Raw genomic sequence first — 13,294 nt, 5'->3', positions numbered from 1 at the left:
AAATTATTTCGTCTTACCGATTTGACCTACTGATTGGCTGGCTAATTGGGCTTGAACCCTTACTGGCTGTGCCGTGTCAGTGAGGCGGCATTATAGGGAGAACGAAGATGAGTGCAAGCGGTTTTTAATAAAAAATAAGAAAAACATCTATTTTGTTTAAATAGCAGCCACAAAGCGTCAAAAGAGAGCATTTCGCTCTCTTTTGATAGGCTTTAATCTCTCTCGATCTTAAATAAAAGCGTAGGCATCAGCAAACATGTGATCGCTTTTTGCATTTTTGTATTGGGTAAACTGTTCTCTTGCTGCTCCAGCCATATCAAAACGACCTGCAATATAAATGTCGTACGCTTCTAACGACTCGAAATCATCATTGATCGCTTGGAGTACATTGCCAACCTTGCCATTCCAACCTTCATCAGCCGTTTCAACAACAGGTACAAAGTGGATGTTCTCAAATTGCTGAGCAATCTCACTCAGTTCTGTTTTTGCATAGAGTTGGTAAACGTCTTTTGCTCCCCAGTACAAATAGATAGCGTTACTTTTCTTTTGGCTAATACAGTGATCTAAAATCGAGCGTACATAGCTAAAACCTGTTCCTCCAGCAATGAGTAGTAGAGGGCGCTCATTTTCTTTTACCCACGCATCACCGTGAGGCGCATCTATATTGACTAAACCATTGTTGCTTAATGCCGTTCTCATTTTCTCAACCACTTCCTGTGCATAAGCATTGTGCTCGGCGGCACCAATGTGCAACTCTAGTTCACCAGAACGGCAAGGGCTGCTTGCGATAGAAAATGGACGTTTATCTTTCTCACCCATTTCTACCATGAGATATTGCCCAGCTTTAAATGCAAGAACGCTTTCAGGTTGGAGGATGATTTTATAAGTATTAGAGGCTAATGGCTCAATTGACTTTACTTTACATTGGGTGGTCATGTTTTTCCTCTGACTTACTCTGCAAAAGTAAGTACTAAGTTACTTGTTGCAAAGGCTTGGCAAGGGAATATCCAACCTTGTCGCTGCTCTTCGTCAGTCAACATCGGTTCTAAGTTATATTCCACTACACCTTCTAATTTTCTGCACATACACATAGCGCATGCACCTATTTGACAACGGTGTGGAAAAGAGATGTTCTTGTTGAGCGCAGCTTCCAACACCGTTGTACCGTCTTGCACTTCAAAAGTATCGCCTTTCGGCAGCAAGATCACCGTATAAGTCATAAAATACCTAGCTCATCCCAGAGCGAGTCTATTTTGGTGACGACCTCGTGATCTTTTTGGATTGGCGTCCCCCACTCTCGCTGAACTTCACCAGAGAGTTTGTTGGTTGCATCCAGCAGGAGCTTGGAACATTGCCCTTCATTAGCTTCTATACGATCAGTATCCCGAGACGGATCCATGCGCGTGGTTATCGCCCAAATCACATCATTCCAATCTCGGATATTCACATCATCATCACAGAGCACAACAAACTTCAGGTTTGAAAATGTCTCTAAAAATGCCCATATCTTTTTTAACAGCTCTTGAGATTGACCAGCGAACGCTTTGTTCATGGATACCATCAAGAAACCATCATTAGAAAATGGCACTAAATAGATATCAACAATCTCAGAATGCTGAGCTCTAAGCTGATCCAAATGCTCAGCTTTGATCTGAGGAGCCGTTGATGGTGATGACTGTTGTCTTGTACCGTCACTCTCAACATCCCATTTAATGGTAGCATCTAAGCCCATTTTGGAGCCTAGCCCCACCACTGGAGAGGCAAAATCAAGTGAATCAATCGGTGTATGTTCGATGAATAAAGTGTCTCGGACTGGGTCCATATGTGTTGTCATTGCATTGATAACTGAATTCCAATCACGAGCATCGACTGATTCATCGCACACCACCACATATTTAGTGTACATAAACTGGCGAAGGAACGACCAAACTCCCATCATGACTCGCTTTGCATGACCAGGGTATTGCTTTTTCATCGTCACCACCGCCATTCGATAAGAACAACCTTCCGGCGGTAAATAGAAATCGACGATTTCAGGGAACTGTTTTTGGAGTATAGGTACAAACACTTCATTTAACGCAACACCAAGCACAGCTGGTTCATCAGGTGGGCGTCCGGTATAAGTGCTATGGTAGATAGGATTGCTGCGCATTGTGATATGCGTAACCGTAAAGACACGATGCTTTTCAACTTCATTATAGTAACCCGTGTGATCACCATAAGGCCCTTCGTCAGCATATTCGTTTGGATCTATGTAGCCTTCCAGCACAATTTCCGCACTAGCAGGCACATCTAGATCATTACTGAGCGATTTAACCACTTCTGTTTTACTGCCTCGTAGCAATCCCGCAAAAGCATATTCAGAAAGCGTATCTGGCACTGGTGTCACCGCGCCTAGAATGGTTGCAGGATCAGCACCAAAAGCCACTGAAACTGGGAAATTCTCTCCGGGGTGAGTGTCCATCCAATCTCTTAAATCTAGAGCACCACCACGATGCGCCAGCCAACGCATGATGACTTTGTTTTTACTGAGTTTCTGTTGGCGATAAATCCCGAGATTTTGTCGCTTCTTGTTTGGCCCTTTAGTGATCGTCAGCCCCCAAGTCAGAAGAGGAGCAACATCATCGGCCCAACAACTCATCACTGGGATTTTGTCTAAGTCAACATCGTTGCCTTGCCAAACAATCTCCTGGCAAGGAGCCTTGCGTAGTCGTTTGGTTGGCATGTTGAGCACTTGCTTAAATAAAGGCAATTTATCGATAGCATCTTTGAAGCCCTGTGGTGGCTCGGGCTCTTTGAGATAAGCTAGTAATTTGCCGACTTCCCTTAACTCTTGGACCTCTTTACGCCCCATGCCGATCGCGACGCGTTTTGCGGTGCCAAACAAGTTAGTGAGCACGGGAACCGTATAACCGATCGGGTTTTCAAATAGCAAAGCAGGACCTGCGGCACGCAAAGTGCGGTCGCTAATTTCCGTCATTTCATAATGAGGATCAATCGGGCAAGTAATGCGTTTTAGTTGGCCTGTTTTTTCCAGATGGTCAACAAATTCACGTAAATCCTTAAAGCTCATAGGCCTACTACATCGCTGATTAAACTGCAGGCAGTATAACAAAAACAACCCATTAACGATCCCCAAATTTCATAGGGTTATTGAGAGAGGGCTTGCAAAATACCACGACTTTTCACCTGAGAATTACTCACCAGTAAATCCTTTAGCCAGCGGCTGTGTCCTTGCTCGACCAAAGCAGTGGCCACTAAATTGACCTCTTCATTGATTGACATTTTGGCTATCAGAAAGTCGCGGATATCAGGACGCATGGGGCTGATGCGAACTAATGCCTTAATCGCTTGTACTTTTAAACTTGGATTTTCACTGGCGGCCATGATCTGTTTTATCGCAAATTCATCGCTTACGCTGGCTAATCGTGTGAGTTCCTGCTGAATGGAGAAATCGACCCGCATCAGCCACAGGAGTTTATAGATTTTAGGATCTTCACTAACTTGAGCTAATCGAACCATCACTTGTGTGGAAGGCAACCATCCGGTCACTGGCTCTGATGTCAGTTGCTCAGTGAGCGCAGCTAAAGCACTTGGGGATAGTGTATCTAACTCGCGGATCAGTAACGTTTCGCGAATTTTTACTTGATATTGAGTCCCTGACAACCATGTTTTCAGTACTAGTTCTTGGCGCTCCGCCTTCACCAAGAAATCGAGAATGGTTTGTTCTTGCCGCCAACGCTTTAATAAACGGCTGGCTATCGCAGAAGAGTCAAAAGCTGGAGTTGAGAATTCATAGCCTTGTTCTTTTTCAACAACTTGGTAAGTGGGTGCAAGCGCTTGCTGCTCTTCAATGAAGATCACCATATTCGGCGTTAGCGCGAGATCCAACTGCTCGATTTTTTGCAGCAACAGAAAACGTGCGGCTTCTTGCGGTAATAGCGCTAAACGTTGTAATGAAAAACGCAAAGAATCAAATTCATCATGTACAGCGTACTGCAATAGCTCTGCACTTTTATGGCGCATTTGTTCTTCCTGAAGCCATTTTTGAGCTGTATCAGACGTTATTTCTATAGAGGCAGCACTTGGCCACGCACAAAATAAAAATAGCGAGAGGAGAAGCGACGACAACATTCCTTGTTGCATTTTAACCTCCTTGTAACATTTGGCCTATTGTGGAAGGTTAATGGGTCAAATGCAAACAAAAACGCCACCGATAAACGGTGGCGTTGGTCATACTAAACTTAGCGTCTATTATTGACGGCGCATCGCATCAAAAAACTCATCATTGGTTTTCGTCATCGCGAGCTTATCAATTAAGAATTCCATTGCGTCACTTTCACTCATTGGGTGAACGATCTTACGCAGAATCCACATTTTTTGTAACTCATCAGGTTTAGTAAGCAACTCTTCACGACGAGTACCGCTGCGGTTGAAATCGATAGCAGGGAAGACACGTTTTTCCGCAATTTTACGGTTAAGGTGCAATTCCATGTTACCTGTACCTTTAAACTCTTCGTAGATAACTTCATCCATTTTAGAGCCAGTATCAACCAGTGCCGTCGCAATAATCGTTAAACTACCGCCTTCTTCTACATTACGAGCCGCACCGAAAAAGCGCTTAGGACGTTGCAATGCGTTGGCATCCACACCACCAGTCAATACTTTGCCAGATGACGGGATCACTGTGTTGTAGGCGCGAGCTAAACGTGTGATGGAATCAAGCAGGATAACGACATCTTTCTTATGCTCAACCAAACGTTTTGCTTTTTCGATCACCATTTCTGCCACTTGTACGTGACGAGAAGCTGGCTCATCGAACGTAGAAGCAACCACTTCGCCTTTCACAAGGCGTTGCATTTCCGTTACTTCTTCAGGACGTTCGTCAATCAGTAGCACCATCAACACGCAATCAGGATGGTTGTTAGCAATACTTTGCGCGATATTTTGTAGCAACATGGTTTTGCCCGCTTTTGGCGGAGCAACAATCAAACCACGCTGGCCTTTACCAATCGGAGAGGCAAGGTCTAGAACTCGTGCCGTAATGTCTTCTGTCGAGCCATTACCACGCTCCATGATCATACGTTCATTGGCATGCAGTGGAGTTAAGTTCTCAAATAAAATCTTGTTACGTGCATTATCCGGTTTGTCGTGGTTAACGGTGTTAACTTTTAACAATGCGAAATAACGTTCGCCTTCTTTTGGTGGGCGAATTTTGCCGGATACTGAGTCACCGGTGCGTAAGTTGAAACGGCGAATTTGGCTTGGTGATACGTAGATATCATCAGGGCCAGCTAAATATGAACAGTCGGCGCTACGTAAGAAACCAAAACCGTCTTGAAGAATTTCCAAGACCCCATCACCAAATATATCTTCACCACTTTTTGCGTGCGCTTTTAGGATGGAGAAGATGATGTCTTGTTTTCTTAGACGCGCTAGGTTTTCGAGGCCTAGGCTCTCACCAAGTTTCACAAGATCAGACACAGGTCTGTTCTTCAATTCTGTTAGATTCATTGTGGTGGATACTTGTTTAGTCAAAATAGGATCTATTTTCTAGTTAAGATGGATTTTGGTCTCAGGATCGACCAAGAAGTGAACACTTGTCTAATTAACGTGCGATAAACTAGCACTAAATAATAGCCTAGTCTAGAGTTTGTTTCTTTTCAAAAAAACAAAGCCGTGCATCAGAAAATGTACGGCTTTGCGATACCTGTTATAGGTTTGCGTCCAAAAACTCTTTCAATTGAGTTTTTGATAACGCACCAACTTTCGTTGCAGCGACGTTGCCATTTTTGAACAGCAGCAAGGTTGGGATGCCACGAATACCAAACTTAGGTGGAGTACCTGCGTTGTGGTCGATATTTAATTTACCGATAGTCAGTTTGCCTTCGTACTCGCTAGCGATTTCATCCAAAATTGGTGCAATCATCTTACAAGGACCACACCATTCTGCCCAAAAATCAACAAGAACAGGGCCTGCAGCTTTGATTACATCGTTCTCAAAACCATCATCTGTAAGCTGCAAAATCTTATCGCTCATCTTCCACTCCAATATGTTTTTCTGCACTGATTATAAGCTAACCAGTAAATAGATGCTCTATTGGAATGTATTTACTTTCGTATTGCAAGCTTAAGCTGATATTCTATGGCGATGAAAAAGACACATATCACAGAGCAAAAGTTCGCCGATTTGGGATTACATCCTCAAGTTGTTGAAGGATTGGAAAAAAAAGGGTTCGATTACTGTACCCCGATCCAAGCCTTGGCGTTGCCGGTACTGCTCACCGGCCAAGACATTGCAGGCCAGGCCCAAACAGGGACTGGTAAAACGCTTGCGTTTCTCGCTGCTACTTTTAACCACTTACTAACAACCCCTGAACATGAAGGGCGAAAACCGACGCAGCCGCGTGCCATTATTATGGCCCCGACTCGTGAGTTAGCGATTCAAATTTATAACGACGCCGAACCTCTGATTGCCAGCACTGGCATCAAAGCCGCGCTGGCTTACGGTGGTGAAAGCTACGATAAGCAGTTGTCTAAGCTGCAAGATGGTGTCGACATATTGATCGGTACAACAGGACGTATCATCGATTTCTACAAACAACACGTGTTTAACTTGAATAATATTCAAGCAGTTGTGCTAGATGAAGCTGATCGCATGTTTGACCTTGGTTTTATCAAGGACATTCGTTTTCTGTTTCGCCGTATGCCAGAACCTAAAGAGCGCCTGAACATGCTGTTTTCAGCCACGCTTTCTTATCGCGTTCAAGAGTTGGCGTTCGAGCACATGCATAACCCTGAGCACGTGGTTGTTGAACCAGAACAAAAAACTGGCCATCGCATCCAAGAAGAGCTGTTCTACCCGTCTAACGAACATAAGATGGCGCTATTACAGACACTGATAGAACAAGACTGGCCAGATCGCGCCATCATTTTTGCCAACACAAAACACCGCTGCGACTCTATTTGGGGTCATTTAGCTGCAGATGGGCACCGTGTCGGCCTGCTAACGGGTGATGTACCGCAGAAGAAACGTGAAAAGATCCTTGAGCAATTTACTACCGGTGATGTCGACATTCTTGTTGCAACCGACGTGGCAGCGCGAGGCTTACACATTCCTCAAGTCACACACGTATTCAACTACGACTTACCTGATGACTGTGAAGACTACGTGCACCGTATTGGTCGTACAGGTCGCGCAGGAGAGAGTGGTCACTCGATTAGTTTTGCCTGTGAAGAGTACGCCATTAACCTAACCGCGATTGAAGAGTACACCGGGCACGCAGTTCCTGTTTCTGATTACGATGCATCGGCGTTGATTGAAGACTTACCGCCGCCAATTCGTCTGCGTTCTCGTAATCCTCAGCAGCGCCGTACTAATAACAATGGCCCTCGTACTGGCAACCGTAAGCCACAAAGTCGTCGCCCACGTCAACCGCATCAAAGTAATAAGGGTTCGTAATCCATTTATGAGTAAAGCCGTCTCCTCGCCGCTCTACGCTGCCATCGACCTTGGGTCGAACAGTTTTCATATGCTCATCGTGCGTCATATTGATGGCAGTGTACAAACGATGGCCAAAATAAAGCGCAAAGTACGCTTGGCCGCCGGGTTAGATGATAACAACGCTCTTAGCCAAGAAGCGATGCAGCGAGGATGGGACTGCCTCAGTTTATTTGCGGAACGACTACAAGATATACCCGCCAGCAATATCCGTATTGTTGGCACTGCCACACTGCGTACAGCCACCAACGTTGAGCTGTTTTTAACTCAAGCCAACCAAATACTCCGCCACCCCATTCAGGTTATTTCCGGTGAAGAAGAGGCGGCCACTATCTATAAAGGAGTGGCGCACACTTCAGGTGGCTTAGGACGACGCTTGGTTGTCGATATTGGTGGGGCCAGTACTGAACTCATCATTGGTGAAGGGTTCGATGCCAAAGCGTTAACCAGTTTAAAAATGGGCTGCGTCACTTGGCTTGAGCGCCATTTTAAAGACAGACAGCTTAACGCGGCTAACTTTAATCGAGCGATCGATGCGGCAAAACAGACGTTAGCGCCTATCCTTGAGCAGTACACACAGTTAGGTTGGGATGTGTGCGTGGGTGCCAGTGGCACAGTACAAGCGTTGCAAGAAATTATGTTAGCGCAAGGGATGGATGAGGTGATCACTCATACCAAACTAAAACGCTTGCAAAAACAAGCGATGCTCGCCGATCACTTGGAAGAGCTTGATATTGAAGGCTTAACTTTAGAGCGAGCGTTAGTTTTCCCAAGTGGCCTCTCGATTTTAATTGCCATCTTTGAACTGCTCGAGATTGAATCGATGACTTTAGCTGGCGGCGCATTGCGTGAAGGCTTAGTGTATGAAATGGTCGAAGAGCTGCGCCAAGATGACATTCGAACGCGTACCATCAATAGCGTTCAGGTGCGATATCAAATTGATGTTGACTACGCCAAGCAAGTGGCTCAACTTGCCCAATCGCTGCTCAAACAGTGTGGGGGGGAAGATTGGATTGCGGAACCGCAAGCTGAAATGCTGCTCACTACCGCTGCACAATTGCATGAAATAGGGTTAGCGATTGATTTAAAAAAAGGCGGTGAACACAGCGCCTACCTGTTACAAAACCTCGACTTACCCGGCTATACCCGTGCACAGAAACACTTTCTAGGCGAAATTGCTCGTCGTTATCGCGAGCAGCTCTCTTCATTGCCAGAGCAGTACGCTCTGTCGGGTAACAGCGCCAAGCGGGTGTTACGTTTACTGCGCCTTGCCGTATTGCTCAGCCATCGTCGTAACGAGGCTCTACAGCCTAAATTTACACTGCAAGCTCAAGGTGACCAACTGACTCTTCGGTTATCCGCCAAATGGTTAGCGGCCAATCCTCTCACCACCGCCGAACTGGATATTGAAGCAAACCGTCAAAGCGACATTGGTTGGCCACTCATTATCGACCCATCATAGTTATAAGATGCAGACACATGAAAAAGCCCGAGCAGCACTTGCTCGGGCTTTGATTTTCTCTCTTCCTAGTATAATGGCTTGCTACTCCACTACTGAACATTTCAACTACTGAGCATTGATCCCAACGGTTCGAAAATCAGGGTTGACCGCTGTCAGCTTCCGGATCAAGTAATTGAGCAGCACACCGTACATCGGCACAAACAGGCCTAAACTGATCACCAGTTTAAAACCATAATCAACCAAGGCAATTTCGGTCCAATGTTCAGCCATGAACGGATAGGGGCTTTGATAGAAAGCAATCGCAAAAAAAGCGACCGTGTCTAATGCATTACCAAATAACGTAGAACATGTTGGCGCAACCCACCACTGCTTCATCTGGCGCAGACGATTAAACACATGCACATCCATAATTTGCCCTAGCAAATACGCCATAAAACTGGCAATCGCAATACGCGCAACAAACAGATTAAACTCATGAAGCTGAGCAAGCCCTTGGAATTGACCTTCAAAAAATAGCACCGAGAGTGCATAAGAAACAATCAAAGCCGGTAACATCACTAAGAAAATGATTTTACGAGCCAACGCTGCACCAAAAATGCGTACAGTGAGATCCGTTGCCAGAAAAATGAATGGGAAAGTAAATGCGCCCCAAGTGGTATGTAAACCGAAGACAGTAAAGGGCAACTGAACCAGATAATTGCTTGATGCAATAATGATCAAATGAAATAGCACTAAAAGTGCCAAAGCTTTGCGCTGCTGCGCAAGGGTAAAGTAACTCATTGTGTACCTTTTTAGTTTGTTTTGGGGGCGAGGGAACCCAAATCGAAGAATTAGTCTTGCATTAATTTATAGGCTTACCACGCGATCATATCCAAATCACGAGCTCAGCGGCGGGCGATTATACAGCAATCCCTCCCCTCGACAAGCCTTGAAATAAGAGCAAACGTTTACCCATTGAAGAAAATATCACCGTTTTAAAATTCCCCTTTCACAGCTAAAGGCCGACCTTTTTGTTGTAGACATCCATGGGAACGTGCTACTCTTCGCCTCCATTTTTTCTGGCCTTATTTTCATTTTCTAGGATGAAACTCTCTGGGTCAGTGCTATCTTTTAACATGCTGATAGACGCAAATATCAGCATTCAATCCTAACCTAACGTGGAACAGAACAGATGGGCAAAGGTACTCTTTATATCGTCTCTGCACCCAGTGGTGCAGGCAAATCAAGCTTGATCTCTGCGATGTTGGAAACCAACCCAACCTATGCGATGAAAGTCTCTGTTTCACATACCACACGCGGCATGCGCCCGGGCGAACAAGATGGTGTTCATTACCATTTTGTACAAAAAGAGCTGTTTGAAGAGTTGATTACTAAAGGTGAATTTCTCGAACATGCTGAAGTATTTGGCAACTACTACGGCACCTCTAAGGTATGGATTGAAAATAACCTCAACAAAGGCATTGACGTTTTTCTTGATATTGACTGGCAAGGCGCGCGTCAAATACGCGATAAAATGCCTGATGCAAAAAGTGTGTTTATCCTTCCTCCTTCAAAAGAAGAATTGGAACGCCGCTTGAATGCTCGTGGTCAAGACAGCGAAGCCGTCATTGCTAAACGTATGAATGAAGCTCAAGCTGAAATCTCGCATTACACCGAATACGACTATGTCATCATAAATGATGATTTCGATGTGGCATTAATGGATTTCAGAGCTATTTTACGTGCTGAACGATTGAAGCAAGACAAGCAAGCTGCTAAATATAACAGCATGCTCAACGCGCTACTGGCGGAATAATCACCCGCTCAAACAAGGCAAAGTCTATCGCTAGTATAAACAAAGATTAGACTGTATACTTTCTCGTCATTTAAAAATTTTTAGTTAACTATTTGGAGTTCTCATGGCACGCGTAACTGTTCAAGACGCTGTTGAAAAAGTGGGCAATCGTTTCGACCTAGTTCTGATTGCGGCTCGCCGCGCTCGTCAAATGCAAACTGGCGGTAAAGATTCATTGGTGCCAGAAGAGAACGATAAGCCAACCGTTATCGCTCTGCGCGAAATCGAAGAAGGTCTTATCACGAAAGATGTGCTTGATGCTCGTGAGCGCCAAGAGCAGAAAGAGCAAGAAGCCGCAGAATTGGCCGCCGTAAGCAGCATCGCTCACAACCGTTAATTCTGCCATTCAAATTCAACAACCTTCCGGGCCTATAATTTGTATCTATTTGATAGCCTTAAAGACGTTGTCCAAGAATACCTAACAGAGCCTCAAATTGAGGCTCTGCGTCAATCTTATGTGGTCGCACGTGAAGCCCATGAAGGGCAAACCCGTTCTAGCGGCGAACCTTACATTATTCACCCTGTTGCGGTTTCTCGAATTTTGGCTGATATGCGCCTTGATTTGGAAACGCTACAAGCAGCGTTATTACATGATGTCATCGAAGATTGCGATGTCACTAAAGACGATCTTGAAGCGCAATTTGGTCACGCCGTGGCGGAGTTGGTAGACGGGGTTTCTAAACTCGACAAGTTGAAATTTCGTGATCGTAAAGAAGCCCAAGCCGAGAACTTTCGTAAGATGGTGCTGGCAATGGTGCAAGATATTCGCGTTATTCTCATCAAACTTGCTGACCGCACACACAATATGCGTACCCTTGGCGCATTGCGCCCGGATAAAAAGCGTCGTATTGCCCGTGAAACGTTAGAGATTTACGCGCCTCTTGCTCACCGCTTAGGGATTCATAACATCAAGACTGAGCTAGAAGAGCTTGGCTTTGAAGCATTGTACCCAAATCGTTATCGCGTATTGAAAGAAGTGGTAAGATCCGCTCGCGGTAACCGCAAAGAGATGATCCAACGCATCCACAGTGAAATTGAAGGCCGCTTGCAAGATTTCGGTTTGAAAGCACGCGTGGTCGGCCGTGAAAAGAACCTGTTCTCCATCTATAACAAGATGAAAACCAAAGAGCAGCGCTTTCATACCATTATGGACATCTACGCTTTTCGAGTCGTGGTCGACACTGCAGATACCTGTTACCGTGCATTAGGCCAAGTTCATAGCTTGTACAAACCTCGCCCGGGGCGTATGAAAGATTACATCGCCGTGCCCAAAGCGAACGGCTACCAATCTTTGCATACCTCGATGGTCGGCCCACACGGCGTCCCAGTTGAAGTGCAGATCCGCACTGAAGACATGGAACAGATGGCCGACAAAGGTGTTGCTGCTCATTGGTCTTACAAAGGTAATGGCGAACGTACTGGCACCACCGCGCAAATTAAAGCACAGCGCTGGATGCAAAGCCTACTTGAACTACAACAAAGCGCTGGCAACTCGTTTGAGTTTATTGAGAACGTTAAGTCGGATCTTTTCCCTGATGAAATCTACGTCTTCACCCCCAAAGGCCGCATCGTTGAGCTGCCTGTCGGGGCAACTGCGGTTGATTTTGCCTACGCGGTACACACCGATGTCGGTAATACCTGTGTTGGAGCTCGTGTTGATCGAAACCCTTATCCGTTAAGTAAATCACTGAAAAACGGCCAAACGATTGAAATCATCAGCGCACCTGGGGCTCGCCCTAATGCCGCTTGGCTCAACTATGTGGTCACGTCTCGCGCTCGTACTAAGATACGTCAAGTGCTTAAAACCATGCGCCGTGAGGAATCGATCACACTTGGTAGACGTTTGCTCAATCACGCGCTGGGTGATCTTTCACTCAGTGACATCAGTGACGAGAACATTAAGCATGTGATTGGTGAGCTTAAAATGGCCACGGTCGATGATCTGCTGGCCGCGATTGGTTTAGGCGAACTGATGAGTATTGTCATTGCGCGTCGTCTGCTTGGCGATGCTGATGAGCTGACCGAAGTGGAAAGCAATGATGGCAAACCGAAAAAGAAACTGCCGATCCGCGGCGCTGAAGGTATTTTGCTCACGTTTGCTAACTGCTGCCACCCCATCCCAGACGATCACATCATTGCGCATGTCTCTCCGGGTCGTGGTTTAGTGGTGCATCGTGAAACCTGCCCTAATGTTCGTGGCTACCAAAAAGAGCCGGATCGTTACATGGCGGTTGAGTGGTCTAAAGATTACGACCAAGAGTTCATCACCGAACTGAAAGTGGACATGCAAAACCACCAAGGTGCGTTAGCGGAACTGACGAATGTAATCTCGAAAACAGGTTCCAACATTCATGGCCTCTCCACCGAGGAGCGTGATGGACGTTTGTATACTGTCACTGTGCTGCTGACCACCAAAGATCGCATTCACTTAGCAAACATCATGAAAAAAATTCGTGTGATGCCTCATGCACTGAAAGTGCGACGCCGGAAAAATTAA

At 45.7% G+C, this 13,294-nt stretch carries 12 protein-coding genes; 5 read left to right on the top strand and 7 right to left on the bottom strand.

What is annotated here, in order from left to right; genetic code table 11:
• Nucleotides 1–228 precede the first annotated feature (228 nt).
• The 6 genes from fre to trxA all read right to left on the bottom strand — a co-directional run bounded on the left by fre (nucleotide 229) and on the right by trxA (nucleotide 6,040).
• A complete protein-coding gene (gene fre / locus AACQ75_RS07260) occupies nucleotides 229–936 on the bottom strand; it encodes an NAD(P)H-flavin reductase (RefSeq protein WP_064624207.1) in 708 nt (235 codons plus the stop codon).
• Between the two features lie 14 nt (nucleotides 937–950).
• The gene (locus tag AACQ75_RS07255; protein ID WP_013855397.1) at nucleotides 951–1,220 is read right to left on the bottom strand and encodes a 2Fe-2S iron-sulfur cluster-binding protein; all 270 of its coding nucleotides are present in this window, start codon (nucleotides 1,218–1,220) and stop codon (nucleotides 951–953) included.
• Nucleotides 1,217–3,073, bottom strand: coding sequence for a 4-hydroxy-3-polyprenylbenzoate decarboxylase (gene ubiD, locus AACQ75_RS07250; RefSeq protein WP_088731503.1), 1,857 nt, complete (start codon nucleotides 3,071–3,073; stop codon nucleotides 1,217–1,219). The genes AACQ75_RS07255 and ubiD overlap by 4 nt, the downstream gene beginning before the upstream one ends.
• Nucleotides 3,074–3,150: 77 nt before the next feature.
• Entirely contained in the window at nucleotides 3,151–4,146 is a 996-nt protein-coding gene (locus tag AACQ75_RS07245; protein WP_094133430.1) for a hypothetical protein, read from the bottom strand.
• A gap of 108 nt (nucleotides 4,147–4,254) precedes the next feature.
• Entirely contained in the window at nucleotides 4,255–5,514 is a 1,260-nt protein-coding gene (gene rho / locus AACQ75_RS07240; RefSeq protein WP_010319292.1) for a transcription termination factor Rho, read from the bottom strand.
• 199 nt (nucleotides 5,515–5,713) lie between these two features.
• Complete coding sequence (gene trxA, locus AACQ75_RS07235; RefSeq protein ID WP_010319293.1) at nucleotides 5,714–6,040, bottom strand: thioredoxin TrxA; 327 nt, start codon at nucleotides 6,038–6,040, stop codon at nucleotides 5,714–5,716.
• A 111-nt stretch (nucleotides 6,041–6,151) separates the two neighbouring features.
• Here trxA and rhlB point away from each other — a divergent pair, with 111 nt between their 5' ends.
• The gene (rhlB, locus tag AACQ75_RS07230) at nucleotides 6,152–7,462 is read left to right on the top strand and encodes an ATP-dependent RNA helicase RhlB (protein ID WP_026027733.1); all 1,311 of its coding nucleotides are present in this window, start codon (nucleotides 6,152–6,154) and stop codon (nucleotides 7,460–7,462) included.
• A 7-nt stretch (nucleotides 7,463–7,469) separates the two neighbouring features.
• Complete coding sequence (gene gppA, locus AACQ75_RS07225) at nucleotides 7,470–8,963, top strand: guanosine-5'-triphosphate,3'-diphosphate diphosphatase (protein WP_115339453.1); 1,494 nt, start codon at nucleotides 7,470–7,472, stop codon at nucleotides 8,961–8,963.
• Between the two features lie 105 nt (nucleotides 8,964–9,068).
• Here the strand turns inward: gppA and AACQ75_RS07220 are convergent, their stop codons facing one another.
• Nucleotides 9,069–9,743 (bottom strand): 7-cyano-7-deazaguanine/7-aminomethyl-7-deazaguanine transporter, encoded by a 675-nt coding sequence (locus AACQ75_RS07220; protein WP_170889740.1) that lies wholly within the window; start codon nucleotides 9,741–9,743, stop codon nucleotides 9,069–9,071.
• Between the two features lie 391 nt (nucleotides 9,744–10,134).
• Here AACQ75_RS07220 and gmk point away from each other — a divergent pair, with 391 nt between their 5' ends.
• The 3 genes from gmk (at nucleotide 10,135) to spoT (ending at nucleotide 13,294) form a co-directional block, all read left to right on the top strand.
• Nucleotides 10,135–10,758 (top strand): guanylate kinase, encoded by a 624-nt coding sequence (gmk, locus tag AACQ75_RS07215; protein WP_017044367.1) that lies wholly within the window; start codon nucleotides 10,135–10,137, stop codon nucleotides 10,756–10,758.
• A gap of 103 nt (nucleotides 10,759–10,861) precedes the next feature.
• Nucleotides 10,862–11,134 carry a DNA-directed RNA polymerase subunit omega gene (rpoZ, locus tag AACQ75_RS07210; protein ID WP_013855406.1) on the top strand — a complete coding sequence of 91 codons (273 nt, stop codon included), beginning with the start codon at nucleotides 10,862–10,864 and terminating at the stop codon, nucleotides 11,132–11,134.
• A 39-nt stretch (nucleotides 11,135–11,173) separates the two neighbouring features.
• Complete coding sequence (gene spoT, locus AACQ75_RS07205) at nucleotides 11,174–13,294, top strand: bifunctional GTP diphosphokinase/guanosine-3',5'-bis pyrophosphate 3'-pyrophosphohydrolase (protein ID WP_017045712.1); 2,121 nt, start codon at nucleotides 11,174–11,176, stop codon at nucleotides 13,292–13,294.

Source organism: Vibrio sp. B1-2, from assembly GCF_963888445.1.
GTDB lineage: Bacteria > Pseudomonadota > Gammaproteobacteria > Enterobacterales > Vibrionaceae > Vibrio > Vibrio anguillarum.
This window is presented reverse-complemented; position numbering and strand designations above follow the sequence as displayed.

Bases quoted from the DNA above. Each gene is read 5' to 3' on its own strand.
- gmk (WP_017044367.1), top strand. From the start codon at position 10,135: ATGGGCAAAGGTACTCTTTATATCGTCTCTGCACCCAGTGGTGCAGGC.
- rho (WP_010319292.1), bottom strand. From the start codon at position 5,514: ATGAATCTAACAGAATTGAAGAACAGACCTGTGTCTGATCTTGTGAAA.
- AACQ75_RS07245 (WP_094133430.1), bottom strand. From the start codon at position 4,146: ATGCAACAAGGAATGTTGTCGTCGCTTCTCCTCTCGCTATTTTTATTT.
- rpoZ (WP_013855406.1), top strand. From the start codon at position 10,862: ATGGCACGCGTAACTGTTCAAGACGCTGTTGAAAAAGTGGGCAATCGT.
- rhlB (WP_026027733.1), top strand. From the start codon at position 6,152: ATGAAAAAGACACATATCACAGAGCAAAAGTTCGCCGATTTGGGATTA.
- trxA (WP_010319293.1), bottom strand. From the start codon at position 6,040: ATGAGCGATAAGATTTTGCAGCTTACAGATGATGGTTTTGAGAACGAT.
- AACQ75_RS07220 (WP_170889740.1), bottom strand. From the start codon at position 9,743: ATGAGTTACTTTACCCTTGCGCAGCAGCGCAAAGCTTTGGCACTTTTA.
- ubiD (WP_088731503.1), bottom strand. From the start codon at position 3,073: ATGAGCTTTAAGGATTTACGTGAATTTGTTGACCATCTGGAAAAAACA.
- AACQ75_RS07255 (WP_013855397.1), bottom strand. From the start codon at position 1,220: ATGACTTATACGGTGATCTTGCTGCCGAAAGGCGATACTTTTGAAGTG.
- gppA (WP_115339453.1), top strand. From the start codon at position 7,470: ATGAGTAAAGCCGTCTCCTCGCCGCTCTACGCTGCCATCGACCTTGGG.
- fre (WP_064624207.1), bottom strand. From the start codon at position 936: ATGACCACCCAATGTAAAGTAAAGTCAATTGAGCCATTAGCCTCTAAT.